The following is a 19,410-nucleotide window of genomic DNA, read 5'->3' as shown; positions in this document are numbered from 1 at the left end:
ACCCATAAGCACAGGGAGGAATTTGGCGAAGATTCGTCGTTCGGTACTCCGACCGCCGGCAACCGGTAGATCCCGCGGTGGATCCCAGCCTTCGCCGGGACGACGGCTAGCCTTCGTGCCAGCTGCAAACCGCTAAAGCCGGCCCTCACACCACCTGGTGCACGTCGATCACCACCCGGTCCGCATGCCGTGCCGCTGAGCCGACGAAAATGTGTTCCATCAGCCAGCGATACTTCTCGTGCCCGGTTTCGAACTTCGGGACGGTGCGAAAATAGATCAGCTTTGGATCGACCGGTTCGCCGCGCTTGAGCTTTTGCAACAGCTCGACCGGGCCGAAGCGCATGCCCTTGTTGTCGACATAGACCACGGCGCCATCGTCGGTCTCGAAGGCGTATTTGGCCTCGAGGTCGATCAGCTCGTTGGGACGGATGGTCTGGAAATCGGCGCCGAACGGCAGCACTTTGCCGGTGATCGCGCCCTGCACCTCGCCGCCGATAATCGGGATGATGCGACGGACGCCGATGCCTGTCTCGCCGGCCGTGATGACGTCGCCGATGCGGGCAGTGATGGTGAAGACGTATTTCGTCTCGATCGTCGGTGTCGTCATCACTTCACCCTCAATGCGCCATCATCCGCGTCGGCAGCCAGGTCGCCAACAGCGGGAAGGCGATCAGGATTACCAGCCGCACGAGATCGGTCGCTACGAACGGGATCACGCCCTTGAAGATCGTGGAGAATGACACGTCCTTCACCACGCTCTTGATGACAAAGACGTTCATGCCGACCGGCGGATGGATCAGGCCGAGCTCGACGGTCATTACGATGATGACGCCGAACCAGATCGGGTCGAAGCCGAGATGCGTGATGACGGGGAAGATGATCGGCACGGTCAGGATGATCATCGCCATGGCGTCCATCAGGCAGCCGAGCACGAGATACATCACCATGATCAGCGCCAGCACGCCGTAGGGGCCGAGGCCGAGGCCGGTGAGGAATTCCGTCACTTTCTGCGGCGTCTGCGTCACCGTCAGGAAATAGCCGAAGATCAACGCACCGATCAGCACGGTGAACACGGCGGCCGCGGTGCGTGTCGCTTGCAGCAGCGAGGCCAGCACCTTCTCACGGTCGAGTCGTCCCGTGACGACGCCGATGATGAAGGCGCCGGCGGCGCCGACGCCGCCGGCCTCCGTCGGCGTAAAGCGCGGCAGGAAAGGCAGGCCGTAGAGGCCGCCGATCACGAACACGAACAGCAGCACCGGTGCCCAGATGTCCTTCAGGCCGGCGAAGCGCTCGCGCCACGGCAGCACCTTGCCCTTGGGCAGGAGGTCAGGGCGGAAATAGCCGATCAGGAAGATCGTGATCATGTACATGGTCATCGCCAGCAGGCCCGGAATGATGCCGGCGATGAAGAGTTTTCCGATGTCCTGCTCGGTGATGATGCCGTAGACCGCGAGCACGGTGGAAGGTGGCAGCATCGCGCCGAGCGTGCCGCCGGCCGCGATCACGCCGGTGGCAAAGGATTGCGGATAGCCGAAGCGGCGCATCTCGGGATAGGCGACGGCGGAGAAGGTGGCGGCGGTCGCGACCGACGAGCCGCAGATCGCGGCAAAGCCGCCGCAAGCACCGACGGTGGCGATGCCGAGCCCGCCCCGCAGATGTCCGACAAAGCCGTTGGCGGCGCGAAACAGCTCGCGACTCATGCCGGAATTGCTGACGAAGGAGCCCATCAGCAGGAACATCGGGATGACGCCGAACGTGTAGTCGGTGACCGTGCGCATCGAGGTCTGGCCAACGAGCTTCAGCGCGGGCGTCGCGCCGACCAGATAGGAGAAGCCGGAGACGCCGACGAGACCCATGGCCATGCCGACGGGCACGCGCAGCAGCATCAGCGCGAACAGGGAAACGAAGCCGATAACGGCGACGGCATCGGTGCTCATGATTATTCCGTCGCCTTCAGCTTGGGGTCGTGCATGTCTTCGGGGTGGAAGATGAGCCGGTAAGTGCGGATCGCGATCAGCAGCACGGCCGAGACGTCGCCGATCCAGGCAATTACGAAGAAAGGCCAGGTCGGCATGTGCATGTCGAAGGTCTGGACGTTGTCGTTGTAGGTGCCGCGCACCTTGTCGAACAGCGTCCAGGTCTGCACCGTGACGACGAACAGCAGCACCAAGGTCGCGAACACGTCGATCCAGCGCTGGTAGCGCGGCCCGACATTGCCCCAGACCAGGTCGACCGTGATGTGGGTGCCGCGATAGGAGGTCGCCGCAATGCCCCAGAAAATGAGGATGCCGAGCAGCATGCGGCCGATGTCGAAACTGTCGGGGATCGAATAGTTCAGCGTGTTGCGCAACAGCACCGACAGGAAGATGTCGAGCGCGACGATGCCGACAAAGCCGGCCGCGATCCATTCGATCGTATCGATGACGCGATCCATCCAGGAGCGCTTCATGGGTTGGTGATCCCTTCGCGTGATGTCATTTTTGATCCGGGTCTCGCCGCGACGTTCGCCTCTCCCCGCGTGCGGGGAGCGGCCGACGCGCTTGGCAGCGCCCTTGCGTGCCAGAGCGCGGTGGGTGAGGGGGACTCTCCGCGGGCCCATCTGCTAGCTTCTGTGCCGAAGCAGCCCCTCACCCCGACCCTTTCCCCGTAAGAACCGGGCGAGGGAGAAGCGGAGCTCGCCGCGACGGCATCGCCTACTCAGCCAGCGCGTTGTACTTCTTCAGCGAGGCCTTGAGCTCCGCCAAGGCTGCGTCAGGATCGGCACCGGCCTTCTTGGCGCCGTCACTCCAGGTCTTCACCAGCGGTTCGGCTGCCTTCTTCCAGGCCGTCGTCTGGTCCGGCGTCAGTTTGTAGACCTCGTGACCTTCTTCCGCCTTTACCTTGTCGATGCCGGCATCCTCGAACTTGCCCCAGTGCTCGCCGACCACGCCCGCCATTTCGGTCGTGCAGTTCTTGTCGATCGCGGCCTTCTGCTTGTCAGACATGGAATTGTACTTGTCCTTGTTCATCACGAACACGAACGTCGTGGTGTAGAGCGGGGCCTCCATATGGAACTTAGTGACCTTGTCGATGCCGAACAGCACCAGGGAGCCCCAGGGGAAGGTGACACCGTCGGCGACGCCGCGCTCGATGATGTCGCGCACTTCAGGTGCGGAGGACTGCACATTGGTGCCGCCGAGCGCGGTGACGAAATTCGCCATGGTGGCGTGGGCGGGGCGGATCTTCATGCCCTTCACGTCCTCCGGCATCACGATCTTCTTCGTGCGGGAGTGGAAGGAGGAGGGCGAGTGGACGAAGGCGAGGCAGTATTTGACGTCCTTCATCTCCTTCTCGGCATATTTGCGGTACCAGGCGTCCAGCCCCATCGATCCGCCCTTGGCGTCCGAGATTAGGAACGGCAATTCGCCGGCGCCGATAATCGGGAAGCGGCCGGGCTGATAGCCTGGGTTGACGTAGGTGACGTCGGCGATGCCATCACGCGCCATGTCGTAGTGATCAAAGGCCTTACCGAGCTGCTGGGCTGGGAACACCTTGCCCTTGATGGTGCCGCCGGAATCCTTCTCCACCGCGGCTGCCCAATCCTCCAGCGACTTTTGCAGCGGATGCGAAGCCGGCACCCAATGCGAGATCTTCAAGTCGAAGGTCTTGTCCTGCGCGAACGCAGGCGTCACGCTCGCTGCCAGCAGCAAAGCCAGACATGCTTTCCTCATCACGTGTCTCTCCCTCTTTGCGACGGCGGGCTTCGATGGCCCGGTCTCATTAGTTAACATGTTATATAATTGGCTGGCGCGTTCAAGCCGGAACTGCCGCGGCGTGCCGCCGCGTCATCTATGTCAGCCATGTTGCATGGATTTGTCGCGATGCCGCGACGAGCGCTCCCCTTTTGCCCAACCGTTATATGTTATAATTATCGCGCGTGGACGACCGCGACAAGCGCGCCGCGACGAAAGCCTACAGGATCGGGAGGAGCAAGTATTGCGGACAAAAGTCGCAATCATCGGGGCCGGGCCGGCAGGATTGTTGCTTGGGCAACTTCTGAACCAATACGGCATCGACAATTTCATTCTGGAACGGCAGAGCCCGGATTACGTGCTCGGCCGAATCCGCGCCGGCCTGCTGGAAGAGGGAACGGTCGGGTTGCTTGATCAGATCGGCGCCAGTACGCGGGCGCATGCCGAAGGCCTGGTTCATGAAGGCATCGAGCTCGCCTTCGCCGGCCATCGTCATCGCATCGACATGAAGGCCGCGACCGGCAAGACGGTCATGATCTACGGCCAGACCGAAGTCACGCTCGACCTGATGAATGCACGCAAGGCCGCTGGCCTCTCCACCATCTACGAGGCCAAGGATGTGCAGCCGCACGATTTCGACGGCAGTCACCCGCGCGTAACCTGGGTCAAGGATGGCGTCACCCACACCCTCGATTGTGACTTCATCGCCGGCTGCGACGGCTTTCACGGCGTCAGCCGCGCCAGCGTGCCGGCCTCGGCGATCGAGGAATTCGAACGGGTCTATCCGTTCGGCTGGCTCGGCATCTTGTCCGAGACGCCGCCGGTCAGCCACGAGCTGATCTATTCCAACCACGCCCGCGGCTTCGCGCTTTGCACCATGCGCTCGATGAAGCGCAGCCGGCATTACGTGCAGTGCTCGCTCGACGACCATGTCGATCAATGGCCGGATGACCGCTTCTGGGACGAGTTGAAGCGCCGGCTCGACCAGGAGGCCGCCGACAGCCTCATTACCGGCCCCTCGATCGAAAAGAGCATTGCGCCCTTGCGCAGCTTTGTCGCCGAGCCGATGCGCTTCGGCAAGCTGTTCCTGTGCGGCGATGCCGCCCACATCGTGCCGCCGACCGGCGCCAAGGGACTGAACCTCGCTGCCAGCGATGCGCATTATCTGTCTAGCGCGCTCCGCGAGTTCTACGACGAGAAATCGAGCGCCGGGATCGACGCCTACTCCGCGACGGCGCTGGCGCGGGTCTGGAAGGCGGTGCGCTTCTCCTGGTGGATGACCTCGATGCTGCACAAGTTCCCCGACACCGGCAGCATCGGCGCGCGCATCCAGCTCGCCGAGCTCGATTACGTCACGCAGTCGCAGGCCGCGATGACGTCGCTGTCGGAGAATTATGTGGGCTTGCCGTTCTGACACTCGCCGTCATGCCCGGCGAAGGGCCGGCACATCCAGTACGCCGCGGCCTCTCGATTGCAGCCGCGCCGCCTTTGGAATATTGGATCACCCGCTTTCGCGGGTGATGACGGTGGCGGGGATGGCACGGCGCGTTTCAAACACCCGCGCAAATCCCGTTTAAAACTTTGTAATTGATGCGCCCGTCACGTCCATCGCGTTCAATGCTGGCAATCAGCAGCACACGAGACGCACATGACCTCCACCGACATTCCCGACGGCTTTGAGCCCTTGTCCCGCAAGAGCCCGCTCACCGAGCCCTGGGAGCCGCTCTACGCGAAGAAGACCGACAAGGCCATCATCATTGGCCTCCGGCTGGCACGGCCGCACACCAACGGCCGTGGCTTGATCCATGGCGGCCTGATCGCCGCGCTCGCCGACAATGCCATGGGCTATAGCTGCGCGCAGGTGACGAACTGGACCACTTCCTTCGTGACGGTCTCACTGTCGATCGATTTCGTCGGCTCGGCCGAGATTGGCCAGTGGTGTTCGATCGAGAGCGACGTGATCAAGACCGGCAAGACCATCTGCTTCGCGCAGAGCCTGATCAAGGCCGACGGCGCCGTGATCGCGCGGGCCAGCGGCACGTTCCGGGTGGTGCCCAAGAAAGGTTGAGCCTACCCAAACCGCCACTCCGCCGTCTCCACCACGAGATCGATGAAGGCGCGCACCTTGGCCGAGAGCAGGCGCGAGGTCGGATAGACGATGTGGATCGGCAGCGCCGGCTGCTCGTATTTCGCCAACACGATTTTCAGCCGCCCGCGCTTCAGGCCCTCGGCGGCCTGATAGGCCAGCACGCGCGTCACGCCGCCGCCGGCCTCGGCAAATTGCAGCGCTGCGTCGGCGCTGTTGCTGGTGAAGCGTGGGCTCGGCGTCACCTCGATGTCGCGGCCGTCCTGCACGAAATGCCAGTTCGAGGTGGGACCGAACTGGATGGTCTGGTGCTCGACTAGCGTCTCCGGCGTCTTCGGCTCGCCATGGCGCCTCAGATAGCCCGGCGTCGCCACCACGATCCGCCGCATCTCGCCGACCTGGCGCGCCACCAGCGAGGAATCGGCGAGATGGCCGATCCGCACCGCCGCGTCGACGGCATCCTCCACGAGATTGACGAGGTTGTCCGACAGCCTGAGCTCGCAGGCGACCTCGGGATAGCGCTTGAGATAATCGGTCATGACCGGGCCGACATGCAGCCGGCCGAAGCCGACCGGGGCCGACACCACCAGCCGCCCGCTCGGCCGGTTGCGCTCCTCCCGCGCCGAGCCGTCGGCTTCCTCGACATCGGCAAGAATCCGCCGTGCGCGTTCCAGATAGCGCGTGCCGACGTCGGTCAGCCTGACCTGCCGGGTGGTCCGCTGCAGCAACCGCGCGCCGAGATACTCTTCGAGCGCCGCGATCATCCGCGTCACCGCCGATGGCGACAGCCGCAGCTTTCGCGCCGCCGGCGCAAAGCCGCGCAGGTCAGCGACGGTGACGAAGACATGCATGGCTTCAAGGCGGTCCATGGGTATTATTGCATATATTGCAACGATGAAGTGTCAAGCGGGCCGATTGTTTTGATCGCCGGAAGGTCCATTTTGAGCTCTGAAAGACGCAGCAATGTGCTGGAATTCTCAGGAGATGTTCCGATGACTGCCGTACACACCTATGCCAGCGATGTTGCCTTCTCGCCGGCGGTGAAATCGATCCAGACCCGAAAGGGATCGCGCGAGGGCTATGCCCATGCCGAGCAGCGGGGATGGCGCACCGAGGTCGACGAGAACCTCGCGGCGTTCCTGGCCGATGCCAACAGCTTCTACTTTGCGACCGCCTCGGCCGACGGCCAGCCCTACATCCAGCACCGGGGCGGCCCGAAGGGGTTCTTGAAGGTGCTGGACAAGCAGACGCTGGCCTTCACCGACTATTCCGGCAACCGGCAATACATCACCCAGGGAAATCTGTCCGAGAACCCCAAGGCCTACATCTTCGTCATGGACTACGCCCACCGCCGCCGCGTGAAGATCTGGGGCGAGGCGCGCGTGGTCGAGGACGACGAGGCGCTGACGACGGCCCTGATGCCGAAGGGCTACCGCGCCCGGCCGGAGCAGGTGGTCCTGTTCAAGATCGCGGCGTGGGACACCAACTGCCCGCAGCACATTCCGCAGAAGTTTGACGCCCCGGATGTTGCGGCGGCGCTGGCGGCCAGAGACCAGCGGATCGCGGAGCTCGAGGCAGAGGTTGCCGTGTTGAAGGGACGGGCGACGGCAGTGGAGGGCTAATCGTCCACGTCGTCTTGTGTCCGGCCGAACAGATGCACGATGCCCGGCGTCGCGATCGTCACGAACACGAAACGCGAGAGATGATGGGCGCCGACGAAGATCGGATCGATGTGCAGCGTGAGCGCCAGCGCCAGCATCGCGTCCATCGCGCCGGGCGCGAAAGCAACGACGACGTCGGAGAACTTCACCTGGGTCGTAACGGCGACGATGCCGACGAAGATGGCGGAGACGGCGATGGCCACGGCAAACGAGCCCAGCGCCGCGTTGATGTGGCCGGCCAGCGTTTTGATCCGCATCCGGGCAAAGCGGCTGCCGATCAGCGCGCCGATGCCGACCAGCGATACGCCGCGCACCCAGTTCGGCAGGCCGCCGTCGACCCAGCCCGCGCCGTGCAGCACGCTGGAGGCGATCATCGCGCCGAACATCCAGCTCGCCGGAAACCTGATCAGCCGGAGAACGAGCGACGCCGCCAGCGATGCGGCGACCAGTTCGAGGAGATCGAGCGGCGAGGCGATCGTCGTCGTCAGCGACGGCGCGACGGAGGGGGCGACGCCCGCGATCGCCAGCACCATGGGCAGCGCCGCGGTGAGGATGATGACGCGCATGGTCTGCACCACAGCGATGCCCGGCAGGTCGGCGCCGCGTTCAACCGCCAAGATCGTGATTTGCGATAATGCGCCGGGGCTGCCGGCGAGGAAGGCCGAGGTGCGGTCCCAGCCATGGATGCGTTGGAGATAGTAGCTCGAGCCGAAGGTCGAGCAGAAGGTCGCGAGCGCCAATAGACCGATGGTCAGCGGATAGGCGCTGACCTGCTGGATCAGGTGTCGCGAAACGACGGAGCCGAGCGAAATGCCAAGCAGCACCAGCACGGTCTGGGTCAGCAGCGGCGGAACGGCGAGCTGGCGTCCGGCAATTGCGGCAAGCCCGACTGCAATCATCGATCCCGATATCAATCCGCCCGGAAGGCCCGCAACCAGGAACGCGAGGCCGCCAGCCGCGCCGATGACGAGCGTCTCCGCGGTGCTCAAAACCTTGGCACGGCTCGGCAATTCGAACGGGAAGGAGGCGGTGATTTGCTTCACGCCACCTTATCGCAAATCGGCGAGAGGCGCACAATTGCAGGCTCGTCATGCCGCAATGCGTGCGCCTCTCGCCAACGGCGAGGGGAGGATAGTGACGGGCTTACTTCTTGTCGGCGGCAGGCGCAGCCGCAGTGCCGGCCTTGGCGCTCTTGATGCACTCGGAGCGGAATTTCTTGCGCTCCTTGCCGTGGAGGCCCTTGGCATCCGCCTGCTTGGAGCATTCTAGCGATTCGGCCGAGTGCTCCTTCGGCGCCTTCTTGTCGGTGGTCGTGGTGGCATCGGTCTTGGCAGCCGGTGCCGCGGTCTGTGCGAAGGCGGTGCCGGTGGCGAACAGGGAGGCAATGGCGACGACGGCGAGACGGGAAGCGAGGGTCATGGTGTTGGACTCTTCTTGCGAGAATTGCGAAGGGACGCGAACGTCGGCCCGCGTTGCTGAACGCGACATGAATAATCTGAACGGCGGGATCACTATATTTTGGCTGCGAAGCCCACCGCTTCCTTGTCGGGCGTGCGGGACACGCTAGGATAGCAATCCTCGTTTTGCTTCCCTGAGGGAGACCAAGGATGACCATTCAAGCCAAATTGTTGTGTGCAATTGCGGTGTCGGGCGTCGCCGCGCTGGTGGCGAGCGCGCCGGCGCAGGCGCTGACCTCGCAAGAGTGCAGCGCGAAATATCAGGCCGCCAAGAAGGACGGCTCGCTCGGCACCATGAAGTGGAATGACTTCCGCAAAGCCCAGTGCGGCGCCGACGCAACGCCGGCCGCTGCGCCGACCGCGGCCGCCCCAGCTGCGCCACCCCCTGCAGCCGAGCCGAAGCAGGCAAAGAAGGAGGCCGCCCCTGCTGCTGCTCCGGCGCCGACTCTGCCGGCCGGCCCTGCGATCTTCCCGAACGCGGTTGATCCGAAATACGCCAAGGAGACTGCCGGTAAGGCGCGCCTCCACACCTGCGTCGACCAGTACAATGCCAACAAGACCACCAATGGCAATGGTGGCATGAAGTGGATCGAGAAGGGCGGCGGCTATTACAGCGAATGCAACAAGAAGCTGAAGGGTGCCGCCTAACGCTTCGAATTGATGCGATGGCCGGAGCAAAGCTCCGGCCATTTTGCTTGGTGACTGTTGCGCGTGATCTCTCGGAAAACCGCTACATGCGTTTCCGGATCATGCCCTAGTCCAATAGCTTCTCGGCTGATTTCGCCACGAGCTGCGACCGCTTGCGTGGGCCGCGCTCGATGAACAGCAGGCTCTGGCCGAAGATGAAGCAGTAGAATAGGAAGGCCTGCGCCTCGGCCGCCTCGGCCTCCAGGCCGGTCGCACGGTAGAGCTCGGCGACATGCTTGAGCCGCGCCGCATCCACGCTGGCCACAGCCGCAGCCGCACTCTCGTCGGAGCGTGCCCACTGCCGGATCGCAAGCTCGATTGCCATGCCTTCCGGATTGAGTCGCTCGGAGTAGAGCTGGATCATCGCCTTCAGCCGTTCACGCGGCTCTTGTCCGTCCAGGCTGGTCTGCTGCGCGATGGACGCCGAGCGTCCCTCGCGCCAGTGCACCAGCATGGCCTCGAGCAGTGCGGCGCGGTCGGCGAAGCGGCGGTAGAAGCCGCCCTTGGTGACGCCGAGATTCTTGGCAAGCACTTCGACCCGCACGCCCTCGACGCCGGCGCGGGCGAGCTCGCTGAACCCCGCCTCGACCCAGACATCGCCCCTGCCGTCGTTCATGAAGGAAGCCTCACCGGTTCTTGATACGCTGCCGTATTGCTAACGCGCCCTTCGCCTGATACGCTACCGTATCAAAATCAAAAATGCAGACAGGGGCAAGGATGGCGATGGAGCAGGCGGCGACCTATCGCGGCACGGTCTATCCGTGGCAATGCGATCACGTCGGTCACATGAACATCATGTGGTATGTCGGCAAATTCGACGAGGCCAATTGGAATCTGTTTGCCCGGCTCGGACTGACACCGGGTTATCTACGCTCATCCGGCCGCGGCATGGCCGCGGTGCAGCAGAACATCACCTACAAGCGCGAGCTGCTCGCCGGTGACATCATCGAGATCCGCAGTCACCTGCTCGAGCTTCGCGACAAGTCGATTCGCTTCCGGCACGAGATGACGAACGCCGAAACGGGCGAAGTGGCCGCGTTTTGTGAAATCACGGCGGTGCACATGGATCGTAGCCTGCGCAAATCCGCACCGTTCATCGATGCGATCCGCGAAATCGCGCTGAAGCATCTTGCCGAACCGGCCGAGGTCTGAAGCATGGCCACATTCGAGCCGAAAAACCCGGGCTATCGAGCGGCAACCGTCGCGATGTTCGAAGGACAGCCGGCGATGCGCACGCTCGGCATCGTGATCGTCCGCCTCGCACCGGGCGAGGTCGAGCTGGCCATGCTGCATTCGCCGGCCTTCACGCAGCAGAACGGTTTCATCCATGCCGGCATCATGACCGCGGGGCTCGACAATGCCTGCGGCGTCGCCGCTTTCACCCTGATGCCGTCCGAGGCCGATATCCTCACCGTCGAGTTCAAGACCACGCTGCTCGCCCCCGCCCGCGGCGAGCGCTTCGTGTTCAAGGCCGAGGTGGTCAAGCCCGGCCGTACGCTCACCTTCTGCGAAGCCAGGGCGTTTGCCGAGCATGACGGCAAGTCCACGCTGATCGCCACCATGACCGGCACGCTGATGGCGATGCTGCCCCGTGTTGCAGCTCCGCACCAACCGCGCGCGTCCCGCGCCTAGCGGCAATTGACAAGCTCTGTGGCGCATTCCTTGATGCGTCATGCTTGCGAGTCTCAGCCTCATCCTGCTCTGCCAATTGATCGGCGAGGCCGTGGTCCGCGGTCTCGGCCTGCCGCTGCCGGGCCCCGTGCTCGGCCTGCTGCTGCTTCTGATCCTGCTGCTTGCCCGCGACCGCTTTGCGCTGCTCGTGCACGGGCCGCTCCGAAACGACGGCGTGGAGACCGCGAGCAAGGGCCTGCTGGCTCATCTCTCGCTCTTGTTCGTGCCAGCCGGCGTCGGTGTCGTCCAAAAGCTCGACCTGCTCGCCTCCCACGGCGTTGCCATCCTGCTGGTGCTCGTGCTCTCGGTGGTGGTGACGTTACTCGCCACCGTCCTGACCTTCCGCCTGGTCAGCCGCCTGTTGAAGCAGCAGGACATCAGATGAAGGATAATCCGTTCTCCCTCTGGGTGTACCTGTCGCAGTCGCCGCTGCTCTGGCTGACGGTGACCCTGCTGGTCTATGCGACCACGGATGCGGTGTCGCTGGCGACGCGGCGCCATCCGTTTGCCAATCCGGTGCTGCATGCGATGTGGATCATCGGGGCGTTCCTGCTCGTAACAGGTACGTCCTACACCACCTATTTTGCCGGCGCGCAGTTCGTGCATTTCCTGCTCGGGCCCGCCACCGTGGCGCTCGCCGTGCCGCTCTACGAGAACCGCAAGCGCGTGGTCAGCTCCATCGTGCCATGCTGGTGGCGCTGGTGGCGGGCTCGGTGACGGCCGTGGTGTCGGTCGTGCTGCTCGCCGAGTTCGCCGGCCTGCCGCGCGACGTGGTGCTGTCGCTGGCGCCGAAATCGGTCACGGCTGGCGTTGCCATGGGCATCGCCGAATCGCTGCATGCGGATCCGTCGCTGGCGGCGGTCGCAGTCATCCTCACCGGCATCATGGGCGCCATCATCGTGACGCCGCTGATGAACCGCACCGGCGTGACCGATTTCCGCGCCCGCGGCTTTGCTGCCGGCCTTGCCGCGCACGGCATCGGCACGGCGCGCGCATTCCAGGTCGACGAGATCGCCGGCGTCTTTTCCGGCGTCGCCATGAGCCTGAACGCTTTGGTCACCTCGTTCCTGGTCCCCCTGATGGTGACCCTGCTGGTGCGATGACATCGTCGCCGCGACACTCTATATGGAACGTAACATTTTCCGGTTCCCGGCCGTAACTGCTGGCGGTGGGACGAAACGGGACGAGATATGACGGGATTTAGGAATAAAGGCCTCAACGGCGTTGGCCCGGTGCCCTCCCGGCGAGCGGCGCTGAAATTGATCGGGGCTGGTGCGCTGGCGGCTGGTGGAACCAGATTTGCCCTCGCAGCCACCGATGATGACGAGGTGCTGACCGAAGCCAAGGTGCTGCGCGATCCCGACGTTCCCGTCGCCGGCAATCCCGATGGTAACATCAGCATCATCGAGTGGTCCGACTACAATTGTCCCTATTGCCGTAAGCTCGAACCCGAGTTGCGCCAGGTCGTCCAGGACGATGGCAAGGTCCGGCTGGTTTTGAAGGACTGGCCGATCCTCGGACCTGTCTCCGTGACGGCTGCTCGCATTGCGCTCGCGGCGAAATTCCAGGGCAAATACCATCAGGCCCATGACGCCATGATGGGCGTCAGCTCGCGCCTGACCGAGTCGCGCATCAACGAGCTGCTCGCATCTGTCGGCGTCGACATGGATCGTCTCAAGAGCGACCTCGCCGCGCATGGCAAGGACATCGATGTGGTCCTCAAGCGCAACAACGACCAGGCAGAGGCCTTCGGCTTCCGGGGCACGCCGTCCTTCATCGTCGGCAAGTACCGCGTTCCGGGCGTGCTCAGCATGAACGAATTCGAGCAGGTCATCGCCGACGCCCGCAAGGCCAAGATGAACTGACGTATCGCTGAGCCGATCACGACCAGGAGAAAGGCGCCGCCGCGGATCTGCGACGGCGCCTTGTTCATGTCGGGTCGAACCGATTTACTTCGACGAGATCCGGACCCAGTCCTTATGCGCGCGGTCGCGCAACGCGTCCCAGTCGGCCTTCGCGACATCCCAGTTCACGATGGTGCGATTGGTGATCGCGACCTCGCCATTGGCGACTGACGACGTCTGCATGGAATCATAGACATAGACGCCGCAAGCGAGCAGCAGCGCGCCCAAAATCATTCCGAGAAAAGTCTGCATGGCGAACCTCCGGTGACGGGCGAATAACGTCGGCCCGCAGTGATGGTTCCGCGACAGTGCGGCGCAGGTAAGGACACTTCGTTCACGCCCCGTTCAGCCATTGCAGCAGCTCCGCGTTGATCTCACGCGGATAGGTGTGACTGAGATCGTCGATCTCGCGGTAGGTGACCTCAGCGCCGGCGGCGGCGAGCGCTCCCTGCGTCTGCCGCGCGGTCTGCACCGGAAACATCCAGTCGAGCTTGCCATGGGTGATGAAGACCGGCAGGCCCTGCAGGCGCGTGGCGTCGGCCATCTCCGCCATCAACGGATGGAAGGTCGCCGACACCGGCGCAAGATGAGTGAAGGGCGAGGCGCCATCGAGTCCGCTGACATAGCAGAAGGTACCGCCGTCGCTCATGCCGGTCAGCAGCATGCGCGAGGCGTCAACGTTCCAGCGGTCGCGCACGGTTTCGAGGATGCGCATGAGGTTGGGCGTGTCGGTGTCGTCACCCATCAGCGCCCAGGTCTGCCCGGTCGCAGTCGGCGCCACCAGGATCGCACCTGAGCTGCGGGCATCGCGCAACCAGCTCCATAGGAAGCCGCGGCCATTGCCGCTGCCGCCATGCAGCGCCATCACCAGAGGCCAGTCGCGATCGGGCGTGTAGTATTCGGGCACATAGACCGAAAAGCCGCCGCGGCTGCCGGGCTCGTTGTGATCGTGGTGGATGCCGGTGTGCTCGCCCGCGCCGACCTCGAGCCGTGACAGCAGCGCTTCATTCCCGCGATTGGCGCCGTTGAGGAAGAAGTTGCTGACCGGCGGAAATTGCGCCGACAGCGGATACAGTGCCTCCTGCGCGCGCGGCAGATGGCGCAGCGCGCGGAACACCGCGACGAGATCGCCGTTGCCGCGCTCGACGTCGCGGATGCCGGCAAAGGCCGCGAGCGTCTCGTTGCAGGCGCGATCGAGCCGCTCGCGCAGTCCGGCGAACTGCTCCGGCCATGCGCCAGTTGCTGCGTGTGCCGACCGTAGCGCATCATCCGGTGCGCCGATGGCATTCATCACCGAGGCGAAGGCCGGCGGATGCAAATGCCGGGTGAAGTAACCGAGCGCCTCCAGTGCATTGAGCAGCGGCGGGAGCACGGCTACGATGTCGTCAACGACGGCCTCGGTCATCGCCGCTTCCTATGCTGGATTGAAGCTGTCAGTGCAGTTTCGGCGCCTTCAAAAGCTTGAAGCGATCGGTCGACGTCACGGTCACGTCGAAGGTGACACCCTCATGATGCGCGGTGCCTTGATGATGCACGGTGAGAGGCACATCGACGCCGGCGGGGCCGAGGGCCCACATCTTCTTGTAGAAGGCTGTCTGGCTCGTCACTTTCTCGCCGTCGACCGCAAGGATCACGTCGCCGGTCTTGAGCTCCGCGCGCGCAGCCGGGCCATTGGTCGAGATCCCGATCACCACCACGCGGTTGTCGATCTCGGTCGAGAAGAGTCCGAGCCATGGCCGGGCCGGCTTGTTGACGCGGCCGAATTTGCGGAGATCGTCGAGGATCGGCTTCAAGAGGTCGATCGGCACGACCATGTTGACATGCTCGGCCTTGCCGTCGCGTTCACGCTCGAGCTGGAGCGAGCCGATGCCGATCAGTTCGCCGCGCTCGTTGATCAACCCGGTGCCGCCCCAATTCGGATGGGCGGGATAGGTGAACAAGGCTTCGTCGAGCAGATACTCCCAGTAGCCCGCGAACTCCTGCTTGGCGACGATCTGGCTCGCGACCGATCGCGTCCGTCCCCCGGCGCCGCCGACCACGACGCGGTCGCCGAGCCGTGTGTCCGCCGATGAGCCGAGCGGCAATGGCTCGATGTCGAGCGGGCCGAGCGCCTGCACCAGGCCGAAGCCGGTGACGGCATCGAAGCCGAGCACATGTCCTTCCACCACGCGCCCGTCGCCGAGATGAAGCCACACCGATTCCGCCTCGGTGATCAGATAGCCGATGGTCAGCACCAGCCCGTCATCGATCACGACGCCGTTGCCGGCGCGCTCGGTGCCGAGCGTTTCGGCGCTAAAGGCGTCCGGCGGGATGATGGCGTGTAGACCGACGACGGAGGCGAGCGCACGGTTGAGGTCGAAGCCGTAATCGCTCGCACGCGGCTGATTGGCCGGCGGCACTCTCCATTCGGTCAGAACGGTCATGGAGTTCTCCTGATTTGCGAGCGCGATCCCTTCGCCGCAAGAGGAGCGCGCGCGAAGCAGAGGTAATTTAAGCCGAGGGCGGTCGTCTTGAAAGACTTGACCTCAACTATTCCGGACGCTGTCGGCTCAATTCAATGATCGTGCCAGGAACTGCCGGTGCTCATCGCGGTGGCAACGTGCCGGACCGAGGGGTGGTCGCGCCGGCCGCATGGCTGATGTCCGGCGAGCCGCTGGTCGTTCTCGGGTGAAGCTGCTAACCATTGCCGCTTCGTTTGACCAAGAGATCACGGACCGAAGCAATGGACAACCGCAGCGACATCTGGCGTGGCATCGACACGATCAAGGGGCGTTTCATCGACCTCAGCGACAAGGTCTGGGGCATGCCCGAAGTCTGCTACACCGAGGCACGCTCCGCCGCCGAGCATCTCGCCGAGCTGCGCCACCAGGGTTTCCGCATCACCGAGAAGGTCGCAGGCATTCCGACTGCTGTGACGGGCGAATGGGGCGAGGGCGGTCCGGTCATCGCCTTCATGGGTGAATATGATGCGTTGCCGGGCCTCAGCCAGGAGGCGGGCGTTGCCGAGCATCGTCCGGTCGAGACTGGCGGCCATGGCCATGGCTGTGGTCACAATCTGCTCGGTTCCGCGGCGCTGCTGGCGGCAACTGCAGTGAAGGACTGGCTCGCCGAGAACAAGGTGCCCGGTCGCGTGCGCTATTACGGTTGTCCGGCCGAAGAGGGCGGCGCAGCCAAAGCCTTCATGGTACGCTCCGGCGCGTTCGAGGACGCCGATATTGCCATCACCTGGCATCCGCACAGCTTCTGGGAAGTCGCGGTGACGCCGTCGCTCGCCAACACCCGTGCCGACTTCATCTTCACCGGCCGCACCTCGCATGCGGCTGCTTCGCCCCATCTCGGCCGCTCCGCGCTCGATGCGGTGGAGCTGATGAATGTCGGTGTGAACTACATGCGCGAGCACATGCCGAGCGACGCGCGCGTGCATTACGCGCTGCTCGACACCGGCGGAATTGCACCCAACGTGGTGCAGGCCCACGCCCGCGTGCGTTATTCCATTCGAGCCCGTGATCTCCCCGGCATGAACGAGCTGGTCGGGCGCGTCAGCAAGATCGCAGACGGCGCGGCCCTGATGACCGAGACCAAGGTGGAGATGAAGATCATCTCCGCGGTCTCCAACATCCTGCCGAACACGCCGCTGGAGCAGGCGCTGCATCGGGTCATGGAAGAGCTCGGACCGCCGCATTTCGACGACGCCGACAAGGGCTTTGCCGGCCAGATCCGCGCGACGCTGACCGACAAGGACATTGCGTCGGTCTATTACGCGATCGGCATGGAGCCGACCGATCGGCCGCTGGCCGACTTCCTGGTGCCGCTGGACGCCAAGCGCAACCCGCTGGTCGGTTCGACCGACGTGGGTGACGTGAGCTGGGTGGTGCCGACCGTACAGGTTCACGCACCAACGGTTGCAATCGGCACGCCTTTTCACACCTGGCAGGTTGTGGCGCAGGGCAAGAGCCCGCATGCCCACAAGGCGATGGTGCAGGCGGCCAAGGCCATGGCCGGCCTCGGCATCAAGGCGTTGACCGAGCCGGATCTGATCAAGGCCGCGAAGGCGGATCTGACGAAGCGGACGGCCAAAACGCCTTATGTTTGCCCGCTGCCGGATCACGTCGCGCCGCCGCTCAATATGTCCGTGGCGTAGAATTCCATCTCGATACTTCGTCTGATCTCGCGAACAAATTTTTCGCAGTGCAACTTGGTTTCCTGCGGATTTTGACGCCGGAATGCCGAACCGTTGGGCTGCGGAACGAAGTTTTGCCCAACGGACAGCCAGAACATCGTTCGCACACACACGGTCGCAGTTGACGCGCGGCCTATTCAGTGTGCCATCTACGGCCAGTCAAAACTCGGCGGCCGTCCCGCGGCCGCCTGCATCCATACGGGAACCAGACGGGGGACAACCATGCTGGACAAAGAACTGCGTTCGATGATCGGTGACGTGAAGGACGGGCGGATGGATCGCCGTACCTTCATCCAGCGCCTGGCCGCCGTCGGCCTGACGGCCCCACTCGCCAACCAGCTTCTCTCGATCGGCGGCGTTGCGATGGCACAGAGCCCGGTCCCGTATCCGCCGACCAAGCGTGGCGGTGGTGGTCCGCTCAAATTGTTGTGGTGGCAGGGGCCGACCCTGCTCAATCCGCATTTCGCCACCGGCACCAAGGATCAGGACGGCTCGCGCCTGTTCTACGAGCCGCTCGCAAGCTGGGACGTCGAGGGCAACCTCAATCCGATTCTCGCCGCTGAAATTCCGTCGGTCGCGAACGGCGGCCTCGCAGCCGATGGCAAGTCGGTGACCTGGAAGATCAAGCCGGGCGTCAAATGGCATGACGGCAAGCCCCTGACGGCCGACGATGTCGTGTTCACCTGGGAATATGCCAGTGATCCTGCCACGGCCGCCGTCTCCATCAGCACCTACGCCGACATGACGGTCGAAAAGGTGGCTGACCTTACCGTCCGTATCCTGTTCAAGAATCCAACGCCGTTCTGGGCCAATGCCTTCGTCGGCGCTTACGGCTGCATCATTCCGAAACATCTGTTTGCGGACTACAAGGGATCGAAATCCCGCGAGGCGCCGACCAACCTGGCTCCCGTCGGTACCGGCCCCTACAAATTCGTCGAGTTCAAGCCGGGCGATCTGGTCCGCGGCCAGCTCAATCCCGACTATCACATGCCCAACAGGCCGTATTTCGACACCATCGACATGAAGGGCGGCGGCGATGCCGTCTCCGCGGCACGGGCCGTGATCCAAACCGGAGAATTCGATTTCGCCTGGAACATGCAGGTCGAAGACGAGGTGCTGCTGCGTCTGGAGAAGGGCGGCAAGGGCAAGACGGTCTATGCGACCGGTGGCGACATCGAGTTCATTGCGATCAACTTCACCGACCCCAATGCCGAGGTCGACGGGGAGCGGTCGTCGATGAAGACCAAGCACCCGATCCTGTCGGACCCGAACGTTCGCAAGGCGCTGGCGCTCCTCGTCGACCGCGAGTCGGTCAAGAAGGCGATCTACGGCCGCGCCGGGCGCACCACGGCGAATTATCTCAACGGTCCCGAAAAGTTCGTCTCCAAGAACACCTCCTGGGAATTCAGCGTCGAGAAGGCGTCGAAGTTGCTGGAGGACGCCGGCTGGAAGGTCGGTGCGGACGGCATCCGTGAGAAGGATGGAAAGAAGCTGAAGCTTCTCTACCAGACCTCGACCAACGGCCCGCGGCAGAAGACCCAGGCCATCGTCAAGCAGGCCTGCCAGAAGGCCGGCATCGACGTCGAACTGAAATCCGTCGTCGCCTCGGTGTTCTTCTCGTCTGACGTTGCCAACCCCGACACCTACTCGAAGTTTTATGCCGACATCGAGGAATTCCAGATCCCGATGACCCAGCCGGATCCGGCGCTGCACATGCGGCGCTATATCTCCGCCAACGTAGCCACCAAGGAGAACAAGTGGCAGGGCCCGAATTTCCCGCGTTACGTCAACAAGGAGTTTGACGAGGCGATTGCGGCGGCCGAGACCGAGACCGACCTGGTCAAGCGCGCGGCGCTCTACATCAAGTGCAATGACTTGTTGTGGCAGGACACCGTGTTCATCCCGGTGATGCACCGTCTTGTGGTGGATGCCAGCGCCAATGCGCTGCGGCCGGTCATCTCGGGCTGGGCCAACCGGACCGATAACATCCAGGACTGGTACCGGGAGGCGTGATCGTAGGCCGGGATCCTCCG

General features: G+C 63.8%; 21 protein-coding genes and 1 pseudogene. 11 read left to right on the top strand and 11 right to left on the bottom strand.

Translation table 11 applies throughout. From position 1 onward, the window contains the following. Nucleotides 1-145 precede the first annotated feature (145 nt). The 4 genes from ACWAT4_RS36680 to ACWAT4_RS36665 form a co-directional block, all read right to left on the bottom strand. On the bottom strand, nucleotides 146-607 hold the full coding sequence (locus ACWAT4_RS36680) for a DUF3237 domain-containing protein (protein ID WP_449729335.1): 462 nt from the start codon (nucleotides 605-607) through the stop codon (nucleotides 146-148). Between the two features lie 10 nt (nucleotides 608-617). After that, a complete protein-coding gene (locus ACWAT4_RS36675) occupies nucleotides 618-1,937 on the bottom strand; it encodes a TRAP transporter large permease (protein WP_449729334.1) in 1,320 nt (439 codons plus the stop codon). A gap of 2 nt (nucleotides 1,938-1,939) precedes the next feature. Continuing rightward, entirely contained in the window at nucleotides 1,940-2,449 is a 510-nt protein-coding gene (locus ACWAT4_RS36670) for a TRAP transporter small permease (RefSeq protein ID WP_449729333.1), read from the bottom strand. A 244-nt stretch (nucleotides 2,450-2,693) separates the two neighbouring features. After that, nucleotides 2,694-3,710: a TRAP transporter substrate-binding protein gene (locus ACWAT4_RS36665; RefSeq protein WP_449729332.1), complete on the bottom strand. Its 1,017-nt coding sequence runs from the start codon at nucleotides 3,708-3,710 to the stop codon at nucleotides 2,694-2,696. A gap of 265 nt (nucleotides 3,711-3,975) precedes the next feature. Between ACWAT4_RS36665 and pobA the strand changes: the two genes are divergently transcribed. Together pobA and ACWAT4_RS36655 are read left to right on the top strand one after the other, a co-directional pair. Then, nucleotides 3,976-5,145 carry a 4-hydroxybenzoate 3-monooxygenase gene (gene pobA, locus ACWAT4_RS36660; RefSeq protein WP_212297358.1) on the top strand — a complete coding sequence of 390 codons (1,170 nt, stop codon included), beginning with the start codon at nucleotides 3,976-3,978 and terminating at the stop codon, nucleotides 5,143-5,145. A gap of 234 nt (nucleotides 5,146-5,379) precedes the next feature. Beyond that, the gene (locus tag ACWAT4_RS36655; RefSeq protein WP_212297357.1) at nucleotides 5,380-5,799 is read left to right on the top strand and encodes a PaaI family thioesterase; all 420 of its coding nucleotides are present in this window, start codon (nucleotides 5,380-5,382) and stop codon (nucleotides 5,797-5,799) included. Nucleotides 5,800-5,801: 2 nt separating this feature from the next. Here the strand turns inward: ACWAT4_RS36655 and ACWAT4_RS36650 are convergent, their stop codons facing one another. Then, complete coding sequence (locus ACWAT4_RS36650) at nucleotides 5,802-6,686, bottom strand: LysR family transcriptional regulator (RefSeq protein ID WP_449729331.1); 885 nt, start codon at nucleotides 6,684-6,686, stop codon at nucleotides 5,802-5,804. Nucleotides 6,687-6,809: 123 nt separating this feature from the next. Between ACWAT4_RS36650 and ACWAT4_RS36645 the strand changes: the two genes are divergently transcribed. Next, entirely contained in the window at nucleotides 6,810-7,439 is a 630-nt protein-coding gene (locus ACWAT4_RS36645; RefSeq protein ID WP_212445244.1) for a pyridoxamine 5'-phosphate oxidase family protein, read from the top strand. Here the strand turns inward: ACWAT4_RS36645 and ACWAT4_RS36640 are convergent. Both ACWAT4_RS36640 and ACWAT4_RS36635 read right to left on the bottom strand, forming a co-directional pair. Beyond that, nucleotides 7,436-8,521, bottom strand: a complete 1,086-nt coding sequence (locus tag ACWAT4_RS36640) for an AbrB family transcriptional regulator (RefSeq protein WP_212297354.1) — start codon at nucleotides 8,519-8,521, stop codon at nucleotides 7,436-7,438. The genes ACWAT4_RS36645 and ACWAT4_RS36640 overlap by 4 nt on opposite strands. A 100-nt stretch (nucleotides 8,522-8,621) precedes the next feature. Next, nucleotides 8,622-8,897, bottom strand: a complete 276-nt coding sequence (locus ACWAT4_RS36635) for a PsiF family protein (RefSeq protein WP_212426105.1) — start codon at nucleotides 8,895-8,897, stop codon at nucleotides 8,622-8,624. A 188-nt stretch (nucleotides 8,898-9,085) separates the two neighbouring features. On the opposite strand from ACWAT4_RS36635, the gene ACWAT4_RS36630 reads away from it, so the two are divergent. Then, complete coding sequence (locus ACWAT4_RS36630; protein ID WP_188104093.1) at nucleotides 9,086-9,583, top strand: hypothetical protein; 498 nt, start codon at nucleotides 9,086-9,088, stop codon at nucleotides 9,581-9,583. A gap of 106 nt (nucleotides 9,584-9,689) precedes the next feature. Here ACWAT4_RS36630 and ACWAT4_RS36625 read toward each other — a convergent pair whose 3' ends face one another. Beyond that, on the bottom strand, nucleotides 9,690-10,238 hold the full coding sequence (locus tag ACWAT4_RS36625; protein WP_212297352.1) for a TetR/AcrR family transcriptional regulator: 549 nt from the start codon (nucleotides 10,236-10,238) through the stop codon (nucleotides 9,690-9,692). Between the two features lie 107 nt (nucleotides 10,239-10,345). Here ACWAT4_RS36625 and ACWAT4_RS36620 point away from each other — a divergent pair, with 107 nt between their 5' ends. The 5 genes and pseudogenes from ACWAT4_RS36620 to ACWAT4_RS36600 all read left to right on the top strand — a co-directional run bounded on the left by ACWAT4_RS36620 (nucleotide 10,346) and on the right by ACWAT4_RS36600 (nucleotide 13,158). Then, nucleotides 10,346-10,774, top strand: a complete 429-nt coding sequence (locus ACWAT4_RS36620; protein ID WP_212297437.1) for an acyl-CoA thioesterase — start codon at nucleotides 10,346-10,348, stop codon at nucleotides 10,772-10,774. A 3-nt stretch (nucleotides 10,775-10,777) separates the two neighbouring features. Then, the gene (locus ACWAT4_RS36615; protein WP_212297351.1) at nucleotides 10,778-11,254 is read left to right on the top strand and encodes a PaaI family thioesterase; all 477 of its coding nucleotides are present in this window, start codon (nucleotides 10,778-10,780) and stop codon (nucleotides 11,252-11,254) included. A gap of 40 nt (nucleotides 11,255-11,294) precedes the next feature. Then, on the top strand, nucleotides 11,295-11,678 hold the full coding sequence (locus ACWAT4_RS36610; RefSeq protein ID WP_212445246.1) for a CidA/LrgA family protein: 384 nt from the start codon (nucleotides 11,295-11,297) through the stop codon (nucleotides 11,676-11,678). Further along, nucleotides 11,675-12,396, top strand: a pseudogene (locus ACWAT4_RS36605) (LrgB family protein). Before ACWAT4_RS36610 ends, ACWAT4_RS36605 begins: the two are co-directional and overlap by 4 nt. Nucleotides 12,397-12,483: 87 nt before the next feature. Continuing rightward, entirely contained in the window at nucleotides 12,484-13,158 is a 675-nt protein-coding gene (locus ACWAT4_RS36600) for a DsbA family protein (protein ID WP_212297349.1), read from the top strand. 84 nt (nucleotides 13,159-13,242) lie between these two features. On the opposite strand, the gene ACWAT4_RS36595 is transcribed toward ACWAT4_RS36600, so the two are convergent. From ACWAT4_RS36595 to ACWAT4_RS36585, 3 genes are all read right to left on the bottom strand, one after another. Continuing rightward, complete coding sequence (locus ACWAT4_RS36595) at nucleotides 13,243-13,449, bottom strand: hypothetical protein (protein WP_212297348.1); 207 nt, start codon at nucleotides 13,447-13,449, stop codon at nucleotides 13,243-13,245. Nucleotides 13,450-13,531: 82 nt separating this feature from the next. Next, entirely contained in the window at nucleotides 13,532-14,602 is a 1,071-nt protein-coding gene (locus tag ACWAT4_RS36590) for a carboxylesterase family protein (RefSeq protein WP_449729330.1), read from the bottom strand. 28 nt (nucleotides 14,603-14,630) lie between these two features. Next, nucleotides 14,631-15,620, bottom strand: coding sequence for a S1C family serine protease (locus tag ACWAT4_RS36585; protein ID WP_212426109.1), 990 nt, complete (start codon nucleotides 15,618-15,620; stop codon nucleotides 14,631-14,633). Nucleotides 15,621-15,919: 299 nt separating this feature from the next. Between ACWAT4_RS36585 and ACWAT4_RS36580 the strand changes: the two genes are divergently transcribed. After that, on the top strand, nucleotides 15,920-17,338 hold the full coding sequence (locus ACWAT4_RS36580; RefSeq protein WP_449729329.1) for a M20 family metallopeptidase: 1,419 nt from the start codon (nucleotides 15,920-15,922) through the stop codon (nucleotides 17,336-17,338). A 261-nt stretch (nucleotides 17,339-17,599) separates the two neighbouring features. Continuing rightward, a complete protein-coding gene (locus ACWAT4_RS36575) occupies nucleotides 17,600-19,390 on the top strand; it encodes a peptide ABC transporter substrate-binding protein (RefSeq protein WP_212426111.1) in 1,791 nt (596 codons plus the stop codon). Nucleotides 19,391-19,410 lie beyond the last annotated feature (20 nt).

This window comes from Bradyrhizobium sp. T-1 (assembly GCF_053592855.1).
This window is presented reverse-complemented; position numbering and strand designations above follow the sequence as displayed.

Excerpts from the sequence above, each read along its gene's own strand:
- ACWAT4_RS36595 (WP_212297348.1), bottom strand. The coding sequence starts at position 13,449 with ATGCAGACTTTTCTCGGAATGATTTTGGGCGCGCTGCTGCTCGCTTGC.
- ACWAT4_RS36635 (WP_212426105.1), bottom strand. The coding sequence starts at position 8,897 with ATGACCCTCGCTTCCCGTCTCGCCGTCGTCGCCATTGCCTCCCTGTTC.
- ACWAT4_RS36575 (WP_212426111.1), top strand. The coding sequence starts at position 17,600 with ATGCTGGACAAAGAACTGCGTTCGATGATCGGTGACGTGAAGGACGGG.
- ACWAT4_RS36615 (WP_212297351.1), top strand. The coding sequence starts at position 10,778 with ATGGCCACATTCGAGCCGAAAAACCCGGGCTATCGAGCGGCAACCGTC.
- ACWAT4_RS36675 (WP_449729334.1), bottom strand. The coding sequence starts at position 1,937 with ATGAGCACCGATGCCGTCGCCGTTATCGGCTTCGTTTCCCTGTTCGCG.
- ACWAT4_RS36665 (WP_449729332.1), bottom strand. The coding sequence starts at position 3,710 with ATGAGGAAAGCATGTCTGGCTTTGCTGCTGGCAGCGAGCGTGACGCCT.
- ACWAT4_RS36600 (WP_212297349.1), top strand. The coding sequence starts at position 12,484 with ATGACGGGATTTAGGAATAAAGGCCTCAACGGCGTTGGCCCGGTGCCC.
- ACWAT4_RS36585 (WP_212426109.1), bottom strand. The coding sequence starts at position 15,620 with ATGACCGTTCTGACCGAATGGAGAGTGCCGCCGGCCAATCAGCCGCGT.
- ACWAT4_RS36670 (WP_449729333.1), bottom strand. The coding sequence starts at position 2,449 with ATGAAGCGCTCCTGGATGGATCGCGTCATCGATACGATCGAATGGATC.
- ACWAT4_RS36680 (WP_449729335.1), bottom strand. The coding sequence starts at position 607 with ATGACGACACCGACGATCGAGACGAAATACGTCTTCACCATCACTGCC.
- ACWAT4_RS36625 (WP_212297352.1), bottom strand. The coding sequence starts at position 10,238 with ATGAACGACGGCAGGGGCGATGTCTGGGTCGAGGCGGGGTTCAGCGAG.
- ACWAT4_RS36580 (WP_449729329.1), top strand. The coding sequence starts at position 15,920 with ATGGACAACCGCAGCGACATCTGGCGTGGCATCGACACGATCAAGGGG.
- ACWAT4_RS36610 (WP_212445246.1), top strand. The coding sequence starts at position 11,295 with ATGCTTGCGAGTCTCAGCCTCATCCTGCTCTGCCAATTGATCGGCGAG.
- ACWAT4_RS36590 (WP_449729330.1), bottom strand. The coding sequence starts at position 14,602 with ATGACCGAGGCCGTCGTTGACGACATCGTAGCCGTGCTCCCGCCGCTG.
- ACWAT4_RS36655 (WP_212297357.1), top strand. The coding sequence starts at position 5,380 with ATGACCTCCACCGACATTCCCGACGGCTTTGAGCCCTTGTCCCGCAAG.
- ACWAT4_RS36630 (WP_188104093.1), top strand. The coding sequence starts at position 9,086 with ATGACCATTCAAGCCAAATTGTTGTGTGCAATTGCGGTGTCGGGCGTC.
- ACWAT4_RS36650 (WP_449729331.1), bottom strand. The coding sequence starts at position 6,686 with ATGGACCGCCTTGAAGCCATGCATGTCTTCGTCACCGTCGCTGACCTG.
- ACWAT4_RS36645 (WP_212445244.1), top strand. The coding sequence starts at position 6,810 with ATGACTGCCGTACACACCTATGCCAGCGATGTTGCCTTCTCGCCGGCG.
- ACWAT4_RS36620 (WP_212297437.1), top strand. The coding sequence starts at position 10,346 with ATGGAGCAGGCGGCGACCTATCGCGGCACGGTCTATCCGTGGCAATGC.